The organism is Ensifer sp. ENS02 (assembly GCF_014851885.1).
Taxonomy (GTDB): domain Bacteria; phylum Pseudomonadota; class Alphaproteobacteria; order Rhizobiales; family Rhizobiaceae; genus Ensifer; species Ensifer adhaerens.
In genome coordinates this window covers 45,622-68,144 of the sequence record NZ_JACVAO010000013.1, presented here as the reverse complement: position 1 = coordinate 68,144, position 22,523 = coordinate 45,622, and the positions used below count along the sequence as shown (strand labels likewise).

22 protein-coding genes are annotated in these 22,523 nt (G+C 60.5%); 11 read left to right on the top strand and 11 right to left on the bottom strand.

All coding sequences use genetic code 11. The features are described from left to right. Positions 1 to 381: 381 nt before the first annotated feature. From IB262_RS25565 to IB262_RS25525, 9 genes are all read right to left on the bottom strand, one after another. Positions 382 to 1,143, bottom strand: a complete 762-nt coding sequence (locus IB262_RS25565; RefSeq protein WP_034801890.1) for an ABC transporter ATP-binding protein — start codon at positions 1,141 to 1,143, stop codon at positions 382 to 384. Beyond that, positions 1,143 to 1,979 carry an ABC transporter ATP-binding protein gene (locus tag IB262_RS25560; RefSeq protein WP_034801888.1) on the bottom strand — a complete coding sequence of 279 codons (837 nt, stop codon included), beginning with the start codon at positions 1,977 to 1,979 and terminating at the stop codon, positions 1,143 to 1,145. Before IB262_RS25560 ends, IB262_RS25565 begins: the two co-directional genes overlap by 1 nt. A 4-nt stretch (positions 1,980 to 1,983) precedes the next feature. After that, positions 1,984 to 2,871: an ABC transporter permease gene (locus IB262_RS25555; protein WP_034801886.1), complete on the bottom strand. Its 888-nt coding sequence runs from the start codon at positions 2,869 to 2,871 to the stop codon at positions 1,984 to 1,986. After that, positions 2,871 to 3,893, bottom strand: a complete 1,023-nt coding sequence (locus IB262_RS25550) for an ABC transporter permease (RefSeq protein ID WP_043619645.1) — start codon at positions 3,891 to 3,893, stop codon at positions 2,871 to 2,873. Before IB262_RS25550 ends, IB262_RS25555 begins: the two co-directional genes overlap by 1 nt. A 95-nt stretch (positions 3,894 to 3,988) precedes the next feature. Beyond that, positions 3,989 to 4,354, bottom strand: a complete 366-nt coding sequence (locus IB262_RS25545) for a cupin domain-containing protein (RefSeq protein ID WP_246802717.1) — start codon at positions 4,352 to 4,354, stop codon at positions 3,989 to 3,991. Positions 4,355 to 4,392: 38 nt separating this feature from the next. Then, positions 4,393 to 5,133, bottom strand: coding sequence for a FadR/GntR family transcriptional regulator (locus tag IB262_RS25540; protein ID WP_034801882.1), 741 nt, complete (start codon positions 5,131 to 5,133; stop codon positions 4,393 to 4,395). Between the two features lie 80 nt (positions 5,134 to 5,213). After that, positions 5,214 to 5,951 carry a FadR/GntR family transcriptional regulator gene (locus tag IB262_RS25535; protein WP_060516792.1) on the bottom strand — a complete coding sequence of 246 codons (738 nt, stop codon included), beginning with the start codon at positions 5,949 to 5,951 and terminating at the stop codon, positions 5,214 to 5,216. Positions 5,952 to 6,034: 83 nt separating this feature from the next. Then, entirely contained in the window at positions 6,035 to 7,552 is a 1,518-nt protein-coding gene (locus tag IB262_RS25530; protein ID WP_192493965.1) for an aldehyde dehydrogenase (NADP(+)), read from the bottom strand. A gap of 2 nt (positions 7,553 to 7,554) precedes the next feature. Further along, on the bottom strand, positions 7,555 to 8,349 hold the full coding sequence (locus IB262_RS25525) for an NAD(P)-dependent oxidoreductase (RefSeq protein ID WP_192493964.1): 795 nt from the start codon (positions 8,347 to 8,349) through the stop codon (positions 7,555 to 7,557). 85 nt (positions 8,350 to 8,434) lie between these two features. Here IB262_RS25525 and kduI point away from each other — a divergent pair, with 85 nt between their 5' ends. The 4 genes from kduI to IB262_RS25505 all read left to right on the top strand — a co-directional run bounded on the left by kduI (position 8,435) and on the right by IB262_RS25505 (position 12,160). Further along, positions 8,435 to 9,259, top strand: a complete 825-nt coding sequence (kduI, locus tag IB262_RS25520) for a 5-dehydro-4-deoxy-D-glucuronate isomerase (protein WP_060529546.1) — start codon at positions 8,435 to 8,437, stop codon at positions 9,257 to 9,259. Further along, complete coding sequence (kduD, locus tag IB262_RS25515) at positions 9,256 to 9,999, top strand: 2-dehydro-3-deoxy-D-gluconate 5-dehydrogenase KduD (protein ID WP_060644514.1); 744 nt, start codon at positions 9,256 to 9,258, stop codon at positions 9,997 to 9,999. The genes kduI and kduD overlap by 4 nt, the downstream gene beginning before the upstream one ends. A gap of 92 nt (positions 10,000 to 10,091) precedes the next feature. Then, positions 10,092 to 11,003 carry a 5-dehydro-4-deoxyglucarate dehydratase gene (gene kdgD / locus IB262_RS25510; RefSeq protein WP_192357271.1) on the top strand — a complete coding sequence of 304 codons (912 nt, stop codon included), beginning with the start codon at positions 10,092 to 10,094 and terminating at the stop codon, positions 11,001 to 11,003. Between the two features lie 20 nt (positions 11,004 to 11,023). Continuing rightward, positions 11,024 to 12,160: a mandelate racemase/muconate lactonizing enzyme family protein gene (locus tag IB262_RS25505; RefSeq protein WP_192493963.1), complete on the top strand. Its 1,137-nt coding sequence runs from the start codon at positions 11,024 to 11,026 to the stop codon at positions 12,158 to 12,160. 123 nt (positions 12,161 to 12,283) lie between these two features. On the opposite strand, the gene IB262_RS25500 is transcribed toward IB262_RS25505, so the two are convergent. Continuing rightward, a complete protein-coding gene (locus IB262_RS25500) occupies positions 12,284 to 13,204 on the bottom strand; it encodes an AraC family transcriptional regulator (RefSeq protein WP_060609433.1) in 921 nt (306 codons plus the stop codon). 213 nt (positions 13,205 to 13,417) lie between these two features. Between IB262_RS25500 and IB262_RS25495 the strand changes: the two genes are divergently transcribed. The 6 genes from IB262_RS25495 to IB262_RS25470 all read left to right on the top strand — a co-directional run bounded on the left by IB262_RS25495 (position 13,418) and on the right by IB262_RS25470 (position 20,388). Beyond that, positions 13,418 to 14,299, top strand: a complete 882-nt coding sequence (locus tag IB262_RS25495; protein WP_034798656.1) for a sugar ABC transporter permease — start codon at positions 13,418 to 13,420, stop codon at positions 14,297 to 14,299. Positions 14,300 to 14,303: 4 nt separating this feature from the next. Further along, complete coding sequence (locus tag IB262_RS25490) at positions 14,304 to 15,188, top strand: carbohydrate ABC transporter permease (RefSeq protein ID WP_060516781.1); 885 nt, start codon at positions 14,304 to 14,306, stop codon at positions 15,186 to 15,188. 2 nt (positions 15,189 to 15,190) lie between these two features. Then, the gene (gene ugpC, locus IB262_RS25485; RefSeq protein ID WP_113189544.1) at positions 15,191 to 16,285 is read left to right on the top strand and encodes a sn-glycerol-3-phosphate ABC transporter ATP-binding protein UgpC; all 1,095 of its coding nucleotides are present in this window, start codon (positions 15,191 to 15,193) and stop codon (positions 16,283 to 16,285) included. Positions 16,286 to 16,324: 39 nt separating this feature from the next. Next, positions 16,325 to 17,590 (top strand): ABC transporter substrate-binding protein, encoded by a 1,266-nt coding sequence (locus IB262_RS25480; RefSeq protein WP_192493962.1) that lies wholly within the window; start codon positions 16,325 to 16,327, stop codon positions 17,588 to 17,590. 75 nt (positions 17,591 to 17,665) lie between these two features. Then, complete coding sequence (locus IB262_RS25475; protein ID WP_192493961.1) at positions 17,666 to 19,219, top strand: glycoside hydrolase family 28 protein; 1,554 nt, start codon at positions 17,666 to 17,668, stop codon at positions 19,217 to 19,219. Positions 19,220 to 19,227: 8 nt separating this feature from the next. Further along, positions 19,228 to 20,388: a glycoside hydrolase family 88 protein gene (locus IB262_RS25470; protein ID WP_192493960.1), complete on the top strand. Its 1,161-nt coding sequence runs from the start codon at positions 19,228 to 19,230 to the stop codon at positions 20,386 to 20,388. On the opposite strand, the gene IB262_RS25465 is transcribed toward IB262_RS25470, so the two are convergent. Next, complete coding sequence (locus IB262_RS25465; protein WP_192493959.1) at positions 20,325 to 21,341, bottom strand: LacI family DNA-binding transcriptional regulator; 1,017 nt, start codon at positions 21,339 to 21,341, stop codon at positions 20,325 to 20,327. The two genes, IB262_RS25470 and IB262_RS25465, sit on opposite strands and share 64 nt — an antisense overlap. Positions 21,342 to 21,478: 137 nt before the next feature. On the opposite strand from IB262_RS25465, the gene IB262_RS25460 reads away from it, so the two are divergent. After that, positions 21,479 to 22,513 (top strand): Gfo/Idh/MocA family oxidoreductase, encoded by a 1,035-nt coding sequence (locus IB262_RS25460; protein ID WP_082936614.1) that lies wholly within the window; start codon positions 21,479 to 21,481, stop codon positions 22,511 to 22,513. Positions 22,514 to 22,523 lie beyond the last annotated feature (10 nt).

The window sequence follows — 22,523 nt, the reverse complement described above, 5'->3', positions numbered from 1 at the left end:
CGTCGGCCGGGCGCCAACGCGTTGCCGAACGAAATCGGCAACGTCACCCCGTGGCTGCCGCTGTTCGGTTTCCTCTCGCTTGAAGCCGAAGTATTCCTCATCTGTGCGGATTTGCGTGGTTGCCTACCCATCGCCCTCGCCTCGCGAAGACCTTCATCACCGGTACGTCTGGGGAGGGGCAGCGATTGGCAAGCGTGCCGCGGCCAGGTTCACATGCCCGGGCTGCACTCGCCGAAAAGGTCGCAGGCGTGCTCCCGGGATCATTGGCAAGCTCAGACACCCGATAGTCCTCAACCGGGGCCATCAGGCAAGGAAAAGCCCGGCACAGGACCGGGCGAGTTGGGGAGGAGGAGTCTTCTTTTGGGAGGAGATGCGGCTTGCTCAGTGCGAGCCTTCGTACTCCAGCGAGGCGCCGATCAGCTCACGCGCGTAGGCGTGGGTTGCCTGGTTGCCGGGGATCGCCTCGCGCGGCAGCACTTCGGTGATTTCTCCGCGCAACATGACCGCGAAACGGTCGCACATATGGTCCACGACGGCCAGATCGTGCGTCACCATGATGTAGGTGAAGCCGCGCTCCTCACGCAGACGCTGAAGCAGGTTCAGGATTTCCGCCTGCACCGAAACATCGAGCGCCGACGTCGGCTCGTCGAGGAGCAGCAGGGAAGGTTCGAGGATCAGCGCCCGCGCGATCGCAACACGTTGGCGCTGGCCGCCCGAGAGCTGGTGGGGGAAGCGATCGAGAAAGGAGACCGGCAGCCCCACATCCGTGATTGCCTTGCGTATGCGCTCCTCCCGGTCGCCGAGCTTGTGGATGACGAGAGGCTCGTTCAGCACCGTGCGAACCGATTGGCGTGGATGCAGCGAACCGTAGGGATCCTGGAAGACCATCTGCAGCGTGCGGCAACGCTCAATCAGCGGCATGTCACGCACCGACCTGCCGCCGATCAGTACGTCGCCGGTCCAGATGTCGGTCAGCATAGAGATGCAACGCAGGACCGTGGACTTGCCTGATCCGCTTTCGCCGACGAGGCCGAAGCATTCGCCCGGCGCCACGGAGAAGGTGACGGTTGGCAACACCTTGACCGCGGTGGGACCGCTACCGAAGGTGATAGAGACATCGCGAACTTCGATAGAGACAGACATCAGGCTTTCTCCTCCAGCCATTCGGGACGGCGATCGAGCACGCGGAGCGGTGCGCGTGGGCCGCCGATCCGCGGCTGAGCTGCCAGCAGGCCACGGGTGTAGGGATGTTGGGCCTTGTCGAGATCGCGGGCGGCCAGCGTTTCAACGATACGGCCGGCATACATGATGAGTACGCGATCGCAGAAATTGCGTACAAGGTTCAAATCGTGACTGATCATGATGAGCCCGATGCCGCGATCCCGCACCAGCCCATCGAGAATGTTCAACACCTGAAGTCGCACCGTGACGTCGAGTGCGGAGGTCGGTTCGTCGGCGATGACGAGCTCGGGATCAGCAAGCAGCATCATGGCAATCATCACGCGCTGCCCCATGCCGCCGGATATCTCGTGCGGATACTGGTCATAAACGCGCTCCGGGTCGCGGATCTTGACTGCCGACAGCATGGCGAGCGCCTTTTCACGCGCCTCCGCCTTGGTGCAATTGAAATGCCGCAGATAGGTTTCCGCCACCTGGTCACCGACCCGGCGAATAGGGTTCAAAGAAAATTTCGGATCCTGAAGGATCATGGACATGCGCCGGCCGCGAACCTTGAGCAGTTCCTTTTCCGAAAGGGCTGTCAGGTCAAGCTCGGCAAAGCGCAGCGTGTCGGCGGTAATCGTGGCGCCCGGCAGAAGTCGCAGCAAGGCCCGTCCGACCGTCGATTTGCCGGAACCGGACTCGCCAACGATGCCAAGGCGTTCGCGGCCGAGGGTGAAGGACACGCCGCGCACGGCATCGGTCGCTGCGCCGCCATAGCGGATGCGGAGGTTTTCGACCTGAAGAATGTCTTGGCTCATCGGTCTACCTCCGGTTCATCTGCTTCGGATCGAGCGCATCGCGCAGCCCGTCGCCGAGAAGGTTGAAAGCGAGACTGACCGAAAGAATGGCGACACCCGGGAAGGTGACGAGCCACCAGCTGTCCAGCATATACTTGCGGCCTGTCGCAATCATCGCGCCCCATTCCGGCAGCGGAGGTTGGGCGCCGAGCCCCAGAAAACCGAGACCGGCAGCCGTCAGGATAACGGTCGCCATGTTCAGTGTCAGGCGAATGAGCACCGAGGGCAGGCACATGGGCATGATCGACTTGACGATGATGCGTGTGGCCGATGCGCCCTGGAGCCTGGCTGCCGAGATGTAGTCCGCCTTGCGAAAGGTCATTGCCTCTGCGCGCGCGAGGCGTGCGATCGGTGGCCAAGAGGTCAGGGCAATCGCGATAATGGCGTTGTTCAGGCTTGGACCCAGCGCTGCAACGAAGGCGAGCGAAAGAATGAGGCTCGGGAAGGAGAGAAAGATGTCCGTGATCCGCATCATCACGGTATCGACCTTCCCGCCGAGATAGCCGGCAGTCGTGCCGATGACGAGCCCGATTGGGCCAACGACAATCGAGACGAGGAAGATAATCGTAAGCGTGATACGCGAGCCCCAGACCAGGCGGCTGAAGATGTCACGACCAAGCTCGTCGGTGCCGAACAGATGTCCATTTCCAGGCGCCTGCAGCGTGTTTGCGAGGTTCTGGGCATAGGGGTCATGGGTGGCAATCAGCGGCGCGAAGGTTGCGACAAGGACGAGCAGCACCAGGACCGCAAGACCGAAGGTCGAGGTTGGGCTCTTCAACAGGAAGCGCACGATGTTCTTGAGTGCGTAAAGCGGAGCCGGCAAGCGGAACGCAGTTTCAGCTTGGGTGGTCATCAGCGTGTCCTCGGGTCGAAGATGCGATAGAGAACGTCGGACAGAAGATTGAGGGCGATAAAGATGATCCCGACGATCAGGACGCAGGTCATGACGGCGTTCATGTCGCCGGTAATGAGGTTATTGGTGAGATATTGGCCAAAGCCCGGCCACGCGAAGACCGTCTCGATCAGCACGGCGCCTTCGAGCAGCGAGCCATAGGCAAGCGCAATGATGGTGACCAGTTGCACCCGAATGTTGATGAAGGCGTGCTGCCAGATCGTCTGGCTGCGAGAAAGGCCTTTGACGCGCGCCGTCGTGACATATTCCTGACCGAGCTGATCCAGCATGAAGCTGCGGGTCATGCGCGTGATATAGGCGGACGAGGAGTAGCCAAGCAGCGACGCCGGCAGGATGATGTGGTTGACGGCCGACCAAAACACATCCATTTCGCCGGCGATCAGGCTATCGATCAGCAGGAATCCGGTCCGCTCCTCGACAAGGCCAATATAGAACTGGTCCATGCGTCCGCTGCCGCCGACGAGGCCGAGATAAGCATAAAAGACGATAAGCGCGATCATGCCGGTCCAGAAGATCGGCATGGAGTGCCCGAACAGGCTGAAGACGCGCACGACATGGTCGGGCCAGCGGTCCTTGTTGACGGCAGCAAGCACTCCGAGCGGAACGCCGAGGCCGGCTCCGATGAGGATTGCGAAGGTCGCAAGCTCGATCGTTGCCGGCATCACGTGCAGGATATCCTGAATGACCGGCTGGCCCGTGCGGATGGAGGTTCCGAAGTTGCCGGTGAAAACGTCTCCAAGATAGTAGGCGAATTGTTCCCAAAGAGGTCGATCAAGCCCGAGCGAACGATAGACCTGTTCGTAGGTCTCGCGGGTTGCGTCCTCCCCGACGATCGCGCGGACCGGATCGGCAGGCATAAGGCGGCCGATGAAGAACGTCAGGAGCAGAAGGCCGAGCAACGTGACCGCAATGGTCCCGACCTGCCCGGCCACGCCGTGGAAGCGTAGGCGACGAATTGACATGGTTCCTCCATTTGTCAGTCGCCTGCGGTGAGGCGTTACAGGCTCCAATCCTGTATGACAACTTTCGCTGAACCTGTCACAGGTTATGTCGAGTGTCAAGCAGAGCTGACGGAGAGGAAGTCATCTCTGCGGGGCGTGAAGCAGTCGATGAGCTCTCCTGCCTCCAGGCATTCGCAGCCATGTTCCGTGTTTCCGGGGATTACGAGGCTGTCGCCAGTCTTCAATTCATAGGTCTGGCCATTGCGAAAGAAGCGGAATTTGCCGCGCGCCACATAGGTCGATTGCACGTGCGGGTGGCGGTGGAGCTTGCCTTTTGCACCGTTTTCGAAGCGAAAGGAGACGACCATGAGCTCAGGCGAATCTGAAAGCACCTGGCGGGTGACGCCGGTATCGGTCGAAATCGTGGGGAAAGTAGGAAGAGACATGCGGACCTCATAGATGATGTATGACAACATCACCATACATGTCCTTTTGCCTGTATGACAACTCTGCGCGTCTATTAAATTGCGTCGGGGCTCATGGTGCGGGAACGCAAGAGCGCGTTGTACCGATCAAGGCTTCCCCGCAAGTGGGCGCGCATGCGCTCGCGCGCCGCTTCAGCATTGCCTTCGATGATTGCCTCAACGATCTGGCCATGCTCTTCCTGAAGATGGAGGTTGTAGTCCTTCGGGCGCGACCCCGGCGCAGATCCCTGCAACTCGCCGCGCGGAATGATGCCAGTACGGATCAGTTGGAGAAACTCCGGAAAACGCCGGTTTTGCGTGGCTTCCGCAATCGCCAGGTGAAGCTCGAAATCCGCATCGCGCGTAGGATTGCCAGTTGCCAGGCACTCGCCAACACGATGATGGGCCTCAAGGATGGTTTCGATCTGGGCGGGTGAACGGCGCGCGGCCGCCAGCCCTGCCGATTCCACCTCGAAAACCGTCCGAAGTTCAAGAAGCTCTATGACCGACGAAATCCGCTCGGTCTTCAAATCCTTGAAAGGCTGCTCCTTTTCCGGCTTTGTCTCAAGGGCAAATATGCCGGCGCCCTTGCGCGCTTCGACCAGCCCGTCGGCGCGAAGGATGGCAATCGCTTCCCTTACGACTGTACGGCTGACGGAATACTCGCGCGTCAGAGCGCTTTCGCTCGGAAGCCGGTCGCCGGGGCGAAACACGCCTTCCGCCAGATCGCGACGCAGCGCGGCGCTGATTTTTGCCGCAAGCGACGTGCCACGCTCCATAGTGTTTACGGCTTCCATTTTCGTCCCAACATGCTCAAACCTGTCTGGCATGTTAGTCGTAATCTGTTCGAATGCAAGTGCGGCTCTCTCAACCAGTGCTAGCGCAAGGTTCGCAGCATGGAGCGATATCGTGTCTGGCTGTTCTTCAGGTGATCGCGCATGGCCGCGCGAGCCTGTTCCTCATCCCCGCTTTGGACCGCGTCGAGTATCGCCTCGTGTTCATCGAGAAGCCGGCGCATCTCGACGGAGGGAAGGGCGGCTTCCTCTCCCTCGCGGGCGACCGCACGGCGCGGGATGACAGCCGGCCCGAGCACATGGAGAAACTCGGCAAACCTTGGATTGTTCGTCGCTTCGGCAATGGCGAGATGAAAAGCAAAATCGGTTTCGGCGGTCGGCTCACCACTTTCGGCGCGGATGCGAAATGCTTCGAACGCTTCGATAATTTTGCCTTCCTGTCCCGGGGAGCGGCGAAGTGCGGCCAACCCGGCCGCATCGCCTTCGACTGCCGTTCTGATTTCCAGCATCTCGATCAATGATGAGACGCGGGCGAGATCGACGTTGTGAAACGAATTTCTTGCGGCCGGGGCAGGCTCCAGCACGAAAACGCCGACGCCATGTCGTGCCTCGACCAATCCGTCGGAACGCAGTGCTGCAATCGCTTCTCTTACGACAGTGCGGCTGACGTTAAATTCCTTGGTCAGTTGCGCCTCTGATGGCAGGCGGTCGCCGGGCCGGTAGCGGCCCTCGGCGATATGGGAGCGCAGAACGTCGGTAACCTTTGCCACCAGGGTCCTGGGCTGCGGGGCGTTCGTATCGGAAGCAGTCGCTATCGTCATGTGGTTGCCCGGTTCCAGGATGTGGCGGCACCTGCCGCTTCATCTCTGGATACGCCAAAGATGGCGGACGAGGCAATCGCTCCTCAATCCGATAGCAAATCAGCAGGCAAAAGCCCGTCAGGTACATTCTGATAGGATACGGGCCTCAGAAACCTGCGGATCGCCATAGTTCCGACCGAGGTCGCGCCGAAATTCGTAGAGGCCGGATAGGGCCCGCCATGAACCATGGCGTCGCAGACTTCCACGCCCGTGGGAAATCCGTTCACGAGAAGACGGCCGGCCTTGCGCTCCAGGATCGGCATAAGTTGGCGTGCAAGATCGGTGTCTCCGTCGTTGAGATGAAGAGTTGCAGTCAGCTGGCCATCGAAACTCTGGGCGACGACGACCAGTTCTTCAATGCTTTCGGCCGTGACGATGAGGCCGAGCGGGCCGAAGACTTCTTCTGAAAGCGTATGGTTGGCGAGCCAGTCCCGTGCAGAGACGAGGAAGAGATTGGGTGTGACGTTGCGCCGATCGCAGCTGGATGTGAAGACGTCGCGAACGCCGCTGCCTGAGGCGATGCGATTGCGCCCATCGCGATACGCTTTGGCAATTCCATCCGTCAACATCACTTGTGCGCCGATCTGCGAAAGCGCCGCACGCACGCTTTCCGCAAACGCTGGCGCCTCGCCTGCTGCGATCACGGCAATGCCTGGATTGGTGCAGAATTGTCCGGCGCCCATCGTCAACGAGCTTGCCCAACCCTTGGCGATTTCCTCGCAGCGGACCTTGCCGGCTTCGGGCAGGATGAACATCGGGTTGACCGAACCCAGTTCGCCGAAGAAGGGGATTGGTTCCGGGCGCTTCGCACATAGGTCGAAAAGCGCGCGGCCACCCGCAAGCGAGCCGGTAAAGCCGACGGCCTTGATGAGGGGATGTGTAACGAGGCCAGTGCCGACGTCCCGGCGACCGCCCTGGATGAGTGAGAATACGCCGGGGTGAAGCCCTTGCTTCCTGATCGCTGCGTGGGCAGCCTCGGCAACCACTTCGCTCGTCCCAGGATGGGCTGAATGGCCCTTCACGATGACCGGGCACCCGGCGGCAAGGGCCGACGCGGTATCGCCGCCCATTGTCGAGAAAGCCAGCGGAAAATTGGAGGCACCGAACACCGCAACCGGACCGACAGGTCGCTGAAGCAGTCGGATGTCGGGGCGCGGCAGGGGCTTTCTGTCCGGCAGCGCTTCATCGTGGCGTCTGTCGAGATAGTCGCCCTTTCCGAGATGGGCTGCAAATAGTCGGAGCTGGCCGGTGGTGCGTCCACGTTCTCCTTCTAGCCGGGCGGGCGGCAGACCGGTTTCTGCACTGCCGATCTCGGTAATGGCCGCCCCGCGGCTTTCTATCGCATCGGCAATCGTTTCTAGAAATGCCGCGCGCTCTTTCCGGCTTGAATGGCCATAAGACCAGAAGGCATCCTCGGCCGATTTTGCGGCCCTGTCGACCAGATCCGGCGTGCCGACGGAAAAGTCAAACGCGGCGCCATGGGCCGGTTCGCTGCTGAATGTCTGCTCGGTCGCGATCCACTCGCCCGCAACCAGGTGTTTGCCGTGAGGGGTGAAGGTCATTGTCACTCCTTGAAGATAGGATTGTCGGTAAAGGCACCGCCTTGAAAGCGCGCCATTGATTTGTCGAGGGTTGGTTTAGCCACGTTCGTTTCGATTTTCTCGCGCCAGGCCTCGGCGTTGTCTTTCGCCCTCCAGCCGAGCCAAGCCAGATGCGAATTGTCCCACCAGCAGCTGTCGTTTGCTGAAACGCCCCAAATGAGCGGGCAACCAAGCACTGGGGAGCGGAAAGCGGCTTCGATCAGCGATGCGAAATCGCCATGAGAAAACCAGGTCGACAGCATCCGATGGTCCATCGGCTCAGTTGTACAGGAGCCGATGCGCACCAGTGCTGTCTCCTGTCCGAACTTGTCGAAGTACAGGCGGGCGAGCGATTCACCGAAGCATTTGGACACACCATAGAGCCCGTCGGGGCGAAACGGTGCATCGGGCCCAAGTCGATCAGTCTGCGGATAGTAGCCGATCGTGTGGTTTGAACTTGCAAAGATGATGCGGGGCAAGCCATGGGCGCGCGCGGCCTCGTAGAGATTGTAGAGGCCGACGATGTTGCCGGTGACAACCTCGTCGAACGGGCGTTCGACGGAGATCCCGCCCAGATGCACGATACCGTCGCAGCCCGCCACCATCGCGTCGACGGCCCATGGTTCGGCGAGATCGCAGTGCATCCATTCCTCGTTGGGGCCGGTGACATCAGCCGGTGCGATGTCGGCAAGACGGATTGTTTCGGCAAGCAACGCCAGTCGCGGTCGCAAGGCGCAGCCAACCGCGCCAGCCGCGCCCGTGATCAGGAGGCGTTTCATTCGGGTCTTGACCTTGAACACGTTATCATACAATACGGACTTACATGTATTATCTCTTGTTCGCAATACCTCAAAGGAGGACCGAATGCTGACCGTCGAAACAAGGCAGGCCGTTAATCCGGACTATGCGCGAGCGCTCGATACAGAAGGCCTGCGTAAGCATTTCCTGGCGCAGGATATGTTCCGCCCCGGTGAGATCCGGCTGGTCTACACGCACTACGATCGCTTCGTTATGGGAGGTGCCGTTCCTAACGGTGCTGCGCTGACGCTCGATCGGGTCGAGGAAACGAAGACGCCGTCCTTCCTTGACCGGCGCGAAATGGGTATCGTGAACATCGGTGAGGCCGGTACGGTGACCGCCGGTGATGAGATATACGCGCTCAACCGCGGCGATGTGCTCTATCTCGGGGCCGGTTCTGGTGCGGTGACGTTTGCCGGACGCGGACGTTTCTACATCGTCTCCTGCCCGGCGCACCGCAGCCTGCCGGCGCGGCTTGTGACACTCGGTGAAAGCAAGGAGGTCAAGCTTGGCGCGATGGAAACCTCCAACAAGCGGACCATCAATCAGTTCATCCACCCGCTCGTGATGGAAAGCTGCCAGCTCGTGCTCGGCTACACAACGCTCGAAGACGGCTCCGTTTGGAACACGATCCCCTCCCACGTGCATGATCGCCGCATGGAGGCCTATCTCTATTTCGGTATGGACGAAAAATCTCGCGTGCTCCATCTGATGGGTGAGCCACAGCAGACGAGGCATCTGTTTATCGCCAACGAGGAAGGCGCGATCTCGCCGCCATGGTCGATCCACTCGGGCGCGGGCATCGGCTCTTATACCTTCATCTGGGCGATGGCCGGCGACAACGTCGATTACACGGATATGGATTTCATTCAACCGGCGGATCTGCGATGAAAAATCTCTTTTCTCTTGAAGGACATAAGGCTCTCGTCACAGGGGCGAATACTGGTCTTGGCCAAGCGATCGCAGTTGGCCTGGCTCAGGCGGGCGCTGAGGTTGTCTGCGCCGCGCGCAGGGCGCCCGACGAGACCCTTGCGCTCATCGACAAGGCCGGGGGAAGGGCGACTGCACTGGCGCTTGATTTCGCCAATCCGATGGCGGCAACCGGAGTATTTGCCGGTGCGGAATTCGACATTCTCGTCAACAACGCCGGAATCATCCGTCGCGCTGACGCGGTTGATTTTTCCGAAGCTGATTGGGATGCAGTCATGGATGTCAACCTCAAGGCACTGTTCTTCACGACCCAGGCTTTTGCCAAGGAGCTGCTTGCGAAGGGCATGTCCGGCAAGGTGGTCAACATCGCGTCGCTGCTTTCCTTCCAGGGCGGAATTCGCGTACCGTCCTACACCGCCGCCAAGCATGGCGTTGTGGGCGTCACGAAGCTTCTCGCCAACGAATGGGCGTCAAAAGGCATCAACGTCAATGCGGTTGCGCCCGGCTATATCGAGACCAACAACACCGAGGCTCTAAGGGCAGATCCTGAACGTAGCAAGGCAATACTCGAGCGGATTCCGGCGGGCCGCTGGGGGCGCTCCGAAGACATTGCGGGTGCGACCGTGTTTCTGTCTTCGGCGGCTGCGAACTACATCCATGGTGCGGTGTTGAATGTCGATGGCGGTTGGCTGGCGCGCTAAAATAACTTGTATGATGAGTTGTATGATGACTATTGACATTGGTGTGATATCCCGATTATCTGGGGCTATCAACCATAGAGGAAATCAACGTTATGAACCCTGAGCAGATCAAGGCCGCGCTTGGATCGGGCCTGCTTTCGTTCCCGGTGACGCATTTCGATGCGGAGGGTCGGTTTGCGCCGGACAGCTATCGGGCGCATGTCGAGTGGCTGGCCGGCTACAAGGCGCCGGTTCTGTTTGCGGCCGGTGGCACCGGCGAGTTCTTTTCGCTGAAGCCGGACGAGATCCCCGGCATCGTCAGGGCGGCCAAGGACGTTTCCGGCGACACGGCGATCGTCTCGGGCTGCGGCTATGGCACGGAGATGGCGGTCGACATCGCTCGTTCGGTCGAGCGCGTCGGTGCCGACGGCATCCTGCTTCTGCCGCACTATCTGATCGATGCGCCGCAGGAAGGGCTTTATGCCCATGTGAAGACGATCTGCCAGTCGGTCGGCATCGGCGTCATGGTCTATAACCGCGACAACGCGGTGCTGCAGGCCGACACGCTTGCCCGGCTGTGCGACGAATGCCCGAACCTGATCGGCTTCAAGGATGGCACCGGCGACATCGGGCTGGTGCGCCAGGTCACCGCCAAGATGGGCGACCGGCTGATGTATCTCGGTGGCATGCCGACGGCGGAACTGTTTGCCGAGGCCTATCTCGGTGCCGGCTTCACCACCTATTCCTCGGCCGTCTTCAACTTCGTGCCCGGCCTTGCCAATGAGTTCTATGCCGCCCTTCGCGCCGGCGAGCGCGCCACCTGCGAGCGCATCCTCAACGACTTCTTCTATCCGTTCATGGCCATCCGCAACCGCGCCAAGGGCTATGCGGTGGCGGCGATCAAGGCCGGCGTGCGGCTGCAGGGTTTTGATGCCGGTCCGGTGCGTGCGCCGCTGAAAGACTTGACCGAGGAGGAAGTCGCCATGCTCGACGCGCTCATCGGTGCGAACAAGCGTCAGAAATGAGCGTTTTGCGAGGATAGCCCATGAAGATCGTCGCCGTCCGCACCCACCTTCTCGAACATCGGCTGGCCGTGCCGTTCGAAAGCGCCTCCATGCGTTTTGACCGTCGCGCCCATGTGCTGGTCGAGATCGAGTGCGACGACGGCACGATCGGTTGGGGCGAGTGCCTCGGCCCGGCGCGGCCGAATGCGGCGGTGGTTGCGGCGTACACGCCCTGGCTGATCGGCCAGGATCCGCGCCAGACGGAAAAGCTCTGGGCGATCCTCTACAACGCGCTGCGCGATCAGGGGCAGCGCGGGCTTGCGATTACCGCCCTTTCCGGCATCGATATCGCGCTCTGGGATATCAAGGGCAAACATTATCGCGCCTCCGTTTCCATGCTGCTTGGCGGGCGCTGGCGCGAGAGCGTACGCGCCTATGCGACCGGCAGCTTCAAGCGCGATGGCGTCGACCGGGTCTCCGACAATGCGCTGGAGATGGCCGAGCGCCGGGCGCAAGGCTTCCATGCCTGCAAGATCAAGATCGGCTTCGGCATCGACGAAGACCTGCGTGTCATTCGTGCCGTGCGCGAGGCGATCGGCGACGAGATGCGGCTGATGATTGACGCCAACCATGGCTACACCGTCACCGAGGCAATCCGGCTTGGCAAGGCGGCGGCCGACTACGACATCGACTGGTTCGAGGAGCCGGTCGTGCCGGAACAGCTTTCCGCCTATCGGGCGGTCAGCGCCGGCCAGCCGATCCCGGTTGCCGGCGGCGAGACCTGGCATGGCCGCTATGGCATGTGGCCGGCGATCGAAAGCCGTGCCGTCGACATCCTGCAGCCGGATCTCTGCGGCTGCGGCGGCTTTTCCGAGATGGCGAAGATCACGAGCCTTGCGACGCTGCACGGCGTTCGCATCGTGCCGCATGTCTGGGGCACGGGCGTGCATATCGCTGCGGCGCTGCAGTTCATGGCGGCGATGACGCCGGATCCGGTGCGGGTCAACCCGATCGAGCCGATCCTGGAGTTCGACCGGACGGAAAATCCGTTCCGGCAGGCGGTGCTGAAGGCGCCGATCGAGGCGGTCGACGGTGTCGTTGCCATCCCCGATGCGCCCGGCCTTGGCATCGAGATCGACCGTGACGCGCTCGCCAGGTTCAAGATGCCCGAGACATGAGAGTGTTGTTGACATGCGCGCCGACCAGGGCCATGTCCGAAATTGCCGGGTATGTTCTCCCACATCATCGCGGCGAGACACATGGGTGCTTGTCTGTCCGGCTTAGCGCCAACACACTTCGAGCTAGTCGGCCGCAAGCCCGTCGGCAAGTACCAGGGCCTGTTCGCGCTCGTCGAGGTGCATGAGGCCGCCATCTCGGCTTTGGCGAACCCTTTTCATGTGATCGCGTGGACTGAGACCCAGAGTTCGCTTGAACATGCGTGAGAAGTAGTAGGGGTCGGGATAGCCGACTTCCGCGGCCGCAGAGGAAACCGAAAGCCCTGCTTCGAGAAAGTGCATCGCCCGCTCCATGCGTTTCAGTTCCTGGTACTTGCGCGGCGTGCGCGCCACGCGCTTTTGGAATTCCCGCAGGAAATAATCGCGATTGTAGGGTGATGCCTCAACCGCTTTCGTCGCAATATCCGGGTCGAGCGGATTGGCGGAGATCATCGTTGCGGCCTTCATGACAGCGAGATCGATCGCGTCTGCCCCCTCGGGCTGGTAGGTGGCATGGTCTCGCCACCCGATGAACGCATCCTCGATGAAAGCGATCAACAGAACCATGAACAGGTGGTGCTGGCCAAGCGTCACGGAAGAGGGCGGCGCGCTTTGACGATAGTGGCGCGCCAACGGCTCAAGCAACCCCCACCGCGCCAGTCTCAACTTCGGCACCAAATCCATCTGCTCGACCAGGTTGTGGCGGCCGTAAATATCAAGAGTGAAATGCTGGGCGAGGCCAAGATACGTCTCCGGTCCCTCGCTCCATCCGATGAAGCGCTGGCCGCGCGAAATCAGCATGGCATCACCCGGCTCCATCACGCGTGGCTCGCCGTCGACCAGATAGTGGCCGCGCCCTTCAAGGCAGATGACGAGGTCGTCGACCGGGTTCGACTTGTCGATGCGCCAAGTCTGCGAATGCTCCATCCGGATAGCAGCGCGGGTCAGATTAAGCGTCAGCGCCGCCGGTGGAATAGCTGAGAGAATTCCACCTTCAATTTCGTCCATCTTTTTCCTCGCCTTTGTGAATTCATTCTGTGACAAAAATACGTGAGTGTCATCGCAGAAATGCATGAACGCACCGCATCTTACTGGGAGGAGATCGGTCAGCGGACGGGAAGGAGGCTACAGCCTGCGCCTGTCTGCGCCGTTCCGGGAGCGCAATTTGTACGAAACCGTATCTAAAATGGCCGCTCTGCAGTGCCGTCCGGGAGGGCCGGCATGAAAGGGCATCGTCTTTTAGGGCTTGGCTATCTGGCGCCCTACATTATCGGCCTCTTGATCTTCACGGCCATTCCGTTCATCGGCTCATTCTATCTTAGCTTCACGAGCTACGACTTGATGAGCGAGCCGCGCTGGACAGGTGTCGCCAACTACGAGCGGCTGTTTACCCGCGACCGGACTTTCATCAAGTCGCTGAACGTAACGCTGCTTTACGTGTTCATTACCGTGCCTTTGAAGCTCGCCTTTGCGCTCTTCATCGCTGCAATTCTAAACCACAGGTTGAAATTCATCGGTCTTTTTCGAACGGCGTTCTATGTGCCTTCAATCCTTGGGGGGTCGATCGCGATTGCCGTTTTGTGGCGTTATGTCTTCGCTTCGCAGGGCCTTGCGAACATGGCGCTTTCGACCCTTGGTATCGCGCCCGTCGATTGGTTCGGCGATCCCGTGAATGCGCTTTTCACCATCACGCTGCTGCGCTGCTGGCAGTTCGGCTCGGCCATGGTGATCTTTCTTGCCGCCCTTCAATCGATCGACAAGTCACTTTATGAAGCGGCCGCCATCGACGGCGCCGGCAAAGTGCGCACCTTCTTCTGGATCACCCTACCGCTGCTAACGCCGGTTATTTTCTTCAACTTGATCATGCAGATGGTTCAGGCGTTCCAGGAGTTTAACGGCCCTTACATCATCACCCAGGGCGGTCCACTCAAGGCGACCTATCTGCTGCCGCTCTACATTTATGACGAGGCTTTCAAGAAGTTCAACATGGGCTACGCCTCGTCTATCGCCTGGGTGCTCTTCGCCATCATCACTGTGCTGACCCTTGTTGCCTTCTGGTCCTCCAAGAAGTGGGTCTATTACGCCGGCGACAAGAGGAGCTGACGAGATGACCGAGTTTCAATCTCTCAACGATCGCGTGGCTGCACGCAGGGCAAGGGTCCGCCTGATCTCCACGGCGGTTCGCTATGTGCTTCTGTTTTCCGTTGGGTTCGTCATGCTCTACCCGCTAATCTGGCTGGTAGGCGCGAGTTTCAAGACGAATTCGGAGATCTTTTCTGGTGCTGGTTTCATGCCGGCAAATCCGACGGCTGACGGCTATGTAAAGGGCTGGCAGACGTCGACGCCCTATACGTTCGGCCGGTTCTTCTGGAATTCCTTCCTGATCATTCTGCCGAAGGTCATCGGTACGGCGATCTCATGCACGATGGCGGCTTATGCCTTCGCAAGGTTCGACTTTCCGCTGAAGAAGATCCTCTTCGGTTCGGTCATTGCCATCCTGCTTCTGCCAAATGTTGTAACCCGTATTCCGCAGTATATTCTCTTTCGCGATCTCGGCTGGCTCGACACGTTCCTGCCGCTCTGGGTACCTTCCGCCTTTGCGGGCGATGCCTTCTTCGTCTTCATGCTGGTGCAGTTCCTGCGCTCGCTTCCGGCGGATATGGAAGAGGCCGCTCGTGTTGACGGCGCAAACAGTCTCCAGACGCTGGTCTACATCGTCGTGCCGATGCTCGCGCCGGCGCTGATCTCTGTCTGCCTGTTTCAGTTCATGTGGACCATGAACGACTTCCTGGGACCGCTGATTTACCTGTCATCGGTCGACAAATATCCCGTGAGCCTCGCGCTCAAACTTTCCATCGACACCACCGAAGCCTTCGAATGGAACCGCATTCTCGCAATGTCGGTGCTGACGATCACGCCTGCCTTGGTCGTCTTCTTCGCTGCGCAACGGTACTTCATTGAAGGGATCTCCTCTGGGGGAGTCAAAGGCTGAACATGGCTAAGGTCCAATTGAAGAACCTCGAAAAGGTCTACGGCAACGCATTCAAGGCCGTGCACGGGATCAATCTCGATATCGAGGATGGCGAGTTCATGGTCTTCGTCGGTCCCTCTGGCTGCGCCAAGTCCACCACATTGCGCATGGTCGCGGGGCTCGAGGAGATTTCGGGAGGCGAGGTCGTGATCGGCGACCAGCGGGTTAACGACCTGCCGCCCGGCAAACGCTCCATCGCAATGGTGTTCCAGAACTATGCACTCTACCCGCACATGAAAGTGCGCGGCAATCTGGCCTTCGGGTTGAAGATTGCCGGCAAGCCGAAGGCGGAGATCGACGCGGCTATCGCTCACGTAGCCAAGATCCTTGAAATCGAGCCGTTGCTCGATCGGTTGCCGAAGCAGCTCTCCGGCGGCCAGGCCCAGCGCGTGGCGCTTGGGCGTGCATTGATCAAGAAGCCCGGCGTCTTCCTGTTCGACGAGCCGCTGTCCAACCTCGACGCCAAGCTGCGTGCCTCGATGCGTGTCCGCATCACCGACCTGCACCGCCAGCTCAAGGCCGAAGGCTTATCCTCAACGGTCATTTACGTGACACACGACCAGACCGAGGCGATGACGATGGGCGACCGCATCTGCGTCATGCAGGCGGGCCACATCATGCAGGTTGCCGCGCCGAAGGAGCTCTACAATCGCCCGGCGAACCTTTTTGTCGCTGGCTTCATCGGCAGCCCCGAGATGAACCTTGTCGATGCCGAACTTGTCGACGGGCATCTTTCGATCGGGACCCAGCGCCTGCCGCTCGGCTCCAACCTTCAAGCAAGGCTCTCGGCGAGGCCGGCAGAGGCGGTGCTCGGCATGCGCCCGCAGCACCTCTCACTCGCCACCGACGGCCCTGCGTTCACAGCGAAACTCACGAATGCCGAGTTCATGGGCCATGAAGTCTACCTTCACGCCGATCTCGAGGGTCGAAAGCTGGTGAGTGTAGTGGGCGCCGCCGAATTCGAGGCTCTTGGCCGCTCCGATCTGATCCGGCTGCGCCCCGACCCCAGCCAGCTTCATGTTTTCGACAAGACCGATGGCCGCAACGTGTCGCTTTGAGGAGGCGATGCGTCGTTCAATTTCAAGGAGGAGAAACCAATGAGAATGACAGTAAAGATCGCTGCGCTCGCCAGCGTTGCATATGGCGCTCTCGCGCTCGCCACGGCAGCGCACGCCGCTGAGCTACGCATGGCGTGGTGGGGCGGCGAGAGCCGCCACGTTGCCACCCAGAAGGCGATCGCAGCTTGCGGTGAAAAATATGGCCATACCGTCAAAGGCGAGTTCACCGGTTTTGACGGCTACCTCGAAAAGTTAACGACCCAAATGGCCGGCAAGACCGAGGCCGATATCGTGCAGGTCAATTGGCCGTGGCTGCCGCTGTTTTCGAAAAATGGTGACGGTTTTGCGGACCTGCGGACGCTCCAGGCGATCGATCTTTCCAACTGGACCGAAGCCGATCTCGCGGCGGGCTCAATGAACGGCGTCTTGCAGGGGCTTTCCGTCTCGACCACCGGCCGCGTCTTCTTCTTCAACGCCACGACCTTCGAGAAGGCCGGGGTGCCTATCCCGACAACCTGGGATGAGTTCTTCGCTACGACGGCAACGATTAAGGAGAAGCTTGGCAAGGACTATTACACCTTCAACGCCGTCAAGGAGACCGCGCAACTTCTAACGACATTGGCCGTCGTCCAGAAGACCGGAAAGGATCTCGTCGATCCTGAGACCAACCGTGTCGCCTGGACACCTGAGGAGCTGGCTGAAGGCATTTCCTTCCTCGGCAAGCTGGTCGAGACCGGCGCCATTCGCTCCCAGAAGGAAGAGGCCGCCGACGGCAACGTCAATCTGTTCGAGAAACCCTCTTGGGCCGAGGGGAAGGTCGCCGGTTCCTATGAATGGGATTCGACCTATTCCAAGTATGCCGATCCGTTGAAGGACGGTCAGGTGTTGACGCCCGTGCCGATGCTCAAGCTTGCTGATGCGGTAACGGACGGCGTCTATCGAAAGCCCTCCATGGTGTTCTCGATCTCGAAGAATTCGAAGGACCCAGCGGCTGCGGCGCAAATCGTCAACTGCCTGTTGAACGAGCCGGAGGGGATCGATGCACTCGGTACCTCTCGCGGCCTGCCGGCGTCGAAGGCCGCTGCCACTCGCCTTGGCGAAAAGGGCGAGCCCGAGGTGCGCGCCGCCAATGCCATCGTGCTGGCCGCCGGCGGGCCGACGGTTTCGCCGTTCAATGAACACCCAGAGATCCGCGCCGCCTTCATCGATACGCTCGAGGAATACGCCTACGGGCAGCTCGATGCCAAGGAGGCGGCAGAACAAATCATCGATACGGTGAACGACGTTCTCGCCAAGTTTGACTGATCGCTAAGACTGCCCGCCGTTGCTTGTCGCGGCGGGCGTCCCTGCGCCCTGCGGGAAGCCTACACGAGAGAGATCATGACCCGACCATCCATCATCGCGCTGTCGGCGCGAACGGCGGCGCTTTGCCTGCCGGCACGCGGAGCGCTATACCACCTGCCGGCGACAGCGAAGTGGCGCCTTTCCTCGTCCGACGGGGACAATCAGATGCGGCAGGGAGAGACCTCCCTTGCTGTGCCTCTGCTGCACGAGCTTCAACCTCGCACACGTTACCGCTTCGAAGCGGAAGGGTTTGAAGCGGTCGAGTTTGACACCCCGTCCTGCGCGGGGCTCGTCGACGCCGCCGGGTTTGGTCTTGTCCTTGATGTTCTTCCCGAGGATTTCGACGGTGCCCGCCGGAATGCGGCTGCTTTGAGAGAGGCCGTTGCTGCGGTTCCGGTGGGCGGTACGTTGAGGGTGCCGGCTGGGGTCTGGACGGCATTTCCGGTCAAACTCAAGAGCCACATGACTTTCCACCTTTCCCAAGGGGCGGTCTTGCGAGCGCCGTCGGTGCGGCGCGGATGGCCCATCCTGCCCGCCCGTGACGCGTCCGGCCGGATGTTGGGGAGCTGGGAAGGCCTTCCGGCCGACTGTTTCGCAGCTCCGCTCCATGCCGTTGGCGTGAAAGAGCTGACAATCGAGGGGCAGGGCACGCTCGACGGTTCCGGCGATAGGGGCGACTGGTGGACCTGGCCGAAAGAAACGCGTGACGGTGCACGCCGCCCGCGCGGCCTTCATCTCGTTTCCTGCTCAAATGTGCAGCTCCTTGGCTTTGCCATCCGCAATGCGCCCTCCTGGACGATCCACCCGCAGGGCTGCAGGCAATTGACGGCGGCAGGACTATTCATTTCCGCTCCGTTCGACAGCCCAAATACCGATGGTTTCAATCCTGAAAGTTGTCGCGACGTGACAATCACCGGCGTCCGCTTTTCCGTCGGGGATGATTGCATCGCCGTGAAGGCCGGCAAACGCGGCCCAAATGGTGAGGATGACCATCTGAGCGAAACGCGTGGCGTGCGGGTGAGCCACTGCTTGATGGAGCGTGGCCACGGGGGGCTCGTCATTGGTTCGGAAATGTCTGGCGGCGTGCACGACGTTTCGATCGAGAATTGCGCCATGGTCGGTACAGATCGCGGCCTGCGCCTTAAGACGCGGCGCGGGCGTGGTGGAGCGATCACCGATATCGCTATGCGCAGCGTTCTTATGGACGGCGTCGAGACCGCGCTTTCTGCCAACGCACACTACCATTGCGATGCCGACGGCCACGACGCCTGGGTGCAATCCCGCCAGCCGGCTCCAGTCGATGTGGGCACGCCTGTCATCGACGGCGTCACGATCGAGGATGTCGAGATCCGGAAGTTGGCCCATGTCGCCGGTACCTTCCTTGGCCTGCCGGAGGCCCCAATCCGCAACATCAAAATTCGTCGGCTCAAGATCGTCTCCTTCAACTACGAGGCCACAGCCGCTCCTCCTGTCATGGCTGACGGGATCCGACCGATGCGGCATGAAACGATCGTCTCGGAACAAGCGGACGTCGATTGCGACGAGCCGGCGCTCCTGAGCACCGCCGCGATATCAACGCACTTCGAGTGAGAGATCCCATGAACCCGACCGACTATTTCGACCAGTTCGCGCATCGCTACAGTCCCTACAAGGGCGGGAGCTGGTGTTACGAAGACGGCTGCCTCTACCGAGGCCTTCAGCTGCTGTTTCAGGCGACGGGCGAGAAACGTTGGATGGACCATCTTCACCGGCTGGCCGATCGGCAAATCGGGCCCGATGGCTCACTCCTCGGCTACGATCCCACAGAATACAATATCGACCACATTCTCGCCGGACGATCGCTCTTTGCCTTGGCCAGGGATACCGGCGACGCCCGCTATCTCGCGGCGGCAGAACATCTGGCTGGTCAACTCGAAAGCCATCCGCGCATCCCCCAGGGCAACTACTGGCACAAGAAGCGCTACCCACACCAGGTCTGGCTCGATGGGCTCTATATGGGCCTGCCGTTTCAAATCGAATATGCGCTGGCCACGGATAGGCCGGCGCTTGTTACTGACGCCCTTCGGCAATTTTCGACGGCGCTTTCGCTAACGGCGACCCCGGCCGGCCTCTATGTTCATGGTTACGACGACAGCCGAAAACAGCTGTGGTCCGATCCGGAGACAGGCAAATCGCCAGCCGTGTGGGCACGGGCTGTTGGCTGGCTGGCGATGGCGCTCGTGGATGCGCTGGCGCTTCTACCTGATGACGAAATCTCCGGTCCTCATCGGCGGAGGGCACGCCAGCTTTTGGGGGAACTCATGGCGCGGCAGACATCGTCTGGCCTCTGGATGCAGGTGCTTGACGCACCGAACCTCGAAGGCAACTACGAGGAAAGCTCGGCCTCCGCCATGTTTGCCTATGCGCTGATCCGCGCCGCACGCCTTGGGCTCGTCGAACCTGATCGAGCGTCAGAGACAATCGCGGCCGGCCGCCGCGCACTCGACGCTCTGCTCTCTATGCGGCTCATTGCCGACGCCCAGGGCATAACCAGGCTGACGACGATCGTCTGCGTTGCAGGTCTCGGAGGCTTCGAAGGCACGTACAGGGACGGTACGCCCTGCTACTACCTCGCAGAACGGCTGGTGAGCGACGATCCCAAGGGCGTCGGTCCGCTGATGATGGCCTTCGCCGAAAGTATCAGCAAACGTGTCGATCAGTCGCTCTCACCCGGGACGAGCGTCATGGGCCAGAGGAACCGCGCAGATCTCACCGGGTAAATGTCGGCAAAGGCCGGCATCGTACCAAGCAGGGATTCGGCAAGTGCTATGCCAAGATCGCGTAGGGACAGGCTGAAAGCCGTCAATCGGGGCGACAGGAATTGCGAATGCGGACTTTGACGACCGATGATCGCCATGTCCCGTCCGGGCTTTATGCTGGCTTCCACCAGTCCGCGATAAAGGCCGACAGTGATTGCTTCGTTGATGAGCACAATCGCCGTCGGACGGGTCTCAAGCGCACTCAGTTCCCGGGCGATTTGATACCCTCCCGCTTCGTTCGGGGTTGAGCGGAACACATGACGCTCGTCGAGGTGAAGCCCATGTCGGGCCAGGGTCGAGCGGCACTGATCTTCAAACACATAGCCCAGGTTCATGTCGTCATGCGGCCGCGTAATCGCTATTTGCTTGTGGCCGTGCGCAACCAGCCGATCGATCGATGCCTCAGCCATGCCCTCGAAATCCAGATCAAGCCAGGGTTGACCGACATCTGTCAGGCTACGTCCGAGCGTGATGAACGGGATCTTGCGTTTGGACAACAGCTCGAAGCGGGCATCGTGTCGCCTTGTTGCCGAAAGGATGATGCCGTCGGCAAAACCGCGCGCGACAACGCGCTTCAAGTAGTCGTTCGGATCCTCCTCAGAGGAGCAGAGCAGGGCGACGAGGTCGAGCTTGTGACGAGCAAAGACGGTCTGGACACCGTCGAAGACGCTCATGAAGAATGTGTCCCCCTGGCCGGTGATTTCGGAGCCGGTCTGCATCATGAAGCCGATGACGCCGGTCGCGCCCTTGCGGAGCGCACGGCCCGATTGGTTGGCGACATAACCAAGGGACTCGGCTGCTTCGAGCACCCTTTTTCTGGTCTCTTCGTTGACGTCGGGCTTACCGTTCAGCGCCCGGGATACTGTCCCGATCGAGATATCGAGGTGTTCGGCAAGCTCGCGAATCCCCTTCATTTTTCCGCGTTCCTCCCCAGACCCGCGACTGGTCATTTTCACACCTCTTGACATAAAAACCCTTTGCCGCATAGTATCGTAAACGTTTACGGAAGCCAATTGAGGAGTTGCTGCTTCCGTTTCTTGGAGGAAATCACGTGCGATACAGGGCCGTTTTGTGCGGGTGCGGAGCTATGGCCAAAGGCTGGCTGAGGGCGCTGACGGAGAGCGAACTTCTTCGCGTGAAAGTCGAGATTGTTGGCCTCGTCGATCTCGACCAGGCGACTGCTGAGGCGCTCGCTACCGAATTTAACCTTGGCGGCATCGTTATCGGAACGGACCTGCCGACCGTGCTTCGCGAGAGCCGCGCAGATCTTTTGTTCGACATCGTCGTTCCGGCCGCACGTCGTGCGGTGGTGGCCGCCGGACTTGCGCATGGTTGCCACGTTTTGAGTGAGAAGCCCATGGCCGCCTCGCTCGGCGAGGCACGCGAATTGCGTCGACTTGCTGCAGCGGCCTCGCGGATCCATGCGATCGTTCAAAACCGTCGCTTCATCAGCGGTGTTCGGCGCATACGCCGCCTCATCGAGTCGCTCGTTCTCGGTGAGCTGACGGCGTTGCATTGCGACTTCTTCCTCGGCCCGCATTTCGGAGGATTTCGCGAGCAGATGGACAATGTCTTGCTGCTCGACATGGCCATCCACACCTTCGATGCAGCGCGCTTCATGTCGGGCAAGGACCCGCTCGCGGTCTATTGCCACGAATACAATCCCAAGGGCTCCTGGTATCGCCATGGCGCAGCCGCCAATGCGATCTTCGAGTTCTCCGACAATGTCGCCTTCACCTATCGCGGTTCCTGGTGCGCTGAGGGTGCCAACACCAGTTGGGAGAGCGCGTGGCGCATCACCGGTTCGAAGGGCACCTTGCTTTGGGATGGCGGCGATCGCTTTGACGCCAAAGTCGTTACGGGTCAGGAGGGCTTCATGCGCACCGTTGAACCGGTTGCGGTGCCCGATACCGAAGATCTCGCCGATACGAACGGGCATGCCAGCGTGATCGAGAATTTCATCCGCGCGATCGACGCGGGAACCGTGCCGGAAACCGACGGCAGCGACAACATCAAGAGCCTTGCCATGGTCTTCGGCGCGATCGACAGCGCGCGGGATGGCAAACGCGTCACCATTGCAGCCTAGGGAGCCTATT

What these genes read in the sequence shown, in the direction of transcription:
- IB262_RS25565 (WP_034801890.1), bottom strand. Translation starts at nt 1,143, where the DNA reads ATGTCTGTCTCTATCGAAGTTCGCGATGTCTCTATCACCTTCGGTAGC.
- IB262_RS25560 (WP_034801888.1), bottom strand. Translation starts at nt 1,979, where the DNA reads ATGAGCCAAGACATTCTTCAGGTCGAAAACCTCCGCATCCGCTATGGC.
- IB262_RS25555 (WP_034801886.1), bottom strand. Translation starts at nt 2,871, where the DNA reads ATGACCACCCAAGCTGAAACTGCGTTCCGCTTGCCGGCTCCGCTTTAC.
- IB262_RS25550 (WP_043619645.1), bottom strand. Translation starts at nt 3,893, where the DNA reads ATGTCAATTCGTCGCCTACGCTTCCACGGCGTGGCCGGGCAGGTCGGG.
- IB262_RS25545 (WP_246802717.1), bottom strand. Translation starts at nt 4,354, where the DNA reads ATGGTGATGTTGTCATACATCATCTATGAGGTCCGCATGTCTCTTCCT.
- IB262_RS25540 (WP_034801882.1), bottom strand. Translation starts at nt 5,133, where the DNA reads ATGGAAGCCGTAAACACTATGGAGCGTGGCACGTCGCTTGCGGCAAAA.
- IB262_RS25535 (WP_060516792.1), bottom strand. Translation starts at nt 5,951, where the DNA reads ATGACGATAGCGACTGCTTCCGATACGAACGCCCCGCAGCCCAGGACC.
- IB262_RS25530 (WP_192493965.1), bottom strand. Translation starts at nt 7,552, where the DNA reads ATGACCTTCACCCCTCACGGCAAACACCTGGTTGCGGGCGAGTGGATC.
- IB262_RS25525 (WP_192493964.1), bottom strand. Translation starts at nt 8,349, where the DNA reads ATGAAACGCCTCCTGATCACGGGCGCGGCTGGCGCGGTTGGCTGCGCC.
- kduI (WP_060529546.1), top strand. Translation starts at nt 8,435, where the DNA reads ATGCTGACCGTCGAAACAAGGCAGGCCGTTAATCCGGACTATGCGCGA.
- kduD (WP_060644514.1), top strand. Translation starts at nt 9,256, where the DNA reads ATGAAAAATCTCTTTTCTCTTGAAGGACATAAGGCTCTCGTCACAGGG.
- kdgD (WP_192357271.1), top strand. Translation starts at nt 10,092, where the DNA reads ATGAACCCTGAGCAGATCAAGGCCGCGCTTGGATCGGGCCTGCTTTCG.
- IB262_RS25505 (WP_192493963.1), top strand. Translation starts at nt 11,024, where the DNA reads ATGAAGATCGTCGCCGTCCGCACCCACCTTCTCGAACATCGGCTGGCC.
- IB262_RS25500 (WP_060609433.1), bottom strand. Translation starts at nt 13,204, where the DNA reads ATGGACGAAATTGAAGGTGGAATTCTCTCAGCTATTCCACCGGCGGCG.
- IB262_RS25495 (WP_034798656.1), top strand. Translation starts at nt 13,418, where the DNA reads ATGAAAGGGCATCGTCTTTTAGGGCTTGGCTATCTGGCGCCCTACATT.
- IB262_RS25490 (WP_060516781.1), top strand. Translation starts at nt 14,304, where the DNA reads ATGACCGAGTTTCAATCTCTCAACGATCGCGTGGCTGCACGCAGGGCA.
- ugpC (WP_113189544.1), top strand. Translation starts at nt 15,191, where the DNA reads ATGGCTAAGGTCCAATTGAAGAACCTCGAAAAGGTCTACGGCAACGCA.
- IB262_RS25480 (WP_192493962.1), top strand. Translation starts at nt 16,325, where the DNA reads ATGAGAATGACAGTAAAGATCGCTGCGCTCGCCAGCGTTGCATATGGC.
- IB262_RS25475 (WP_192493961.1), top strand. Translation starts at nt 17,666, where the DNA reads ATGACCCGACCATCCATCATCGCGCTGTCGGCGCGAACGGCGGCGCTT.
- IB262_RS25470 (WP_192493960.1), top strand. Translation starts at nt 19,228, where the DNA reads ATGAACCCGACCGACTATTTCGACCAGTTCGCGCATCGCTACAGTCCC.
- IB262_RS25465 (WP_192493959.1), bottom strand. Translation starts at nt 21,341, where the DNA reads ATGAAGGGGATTCGCGAGCTTGCCGAACACCTCGATATCTCGATCGGG.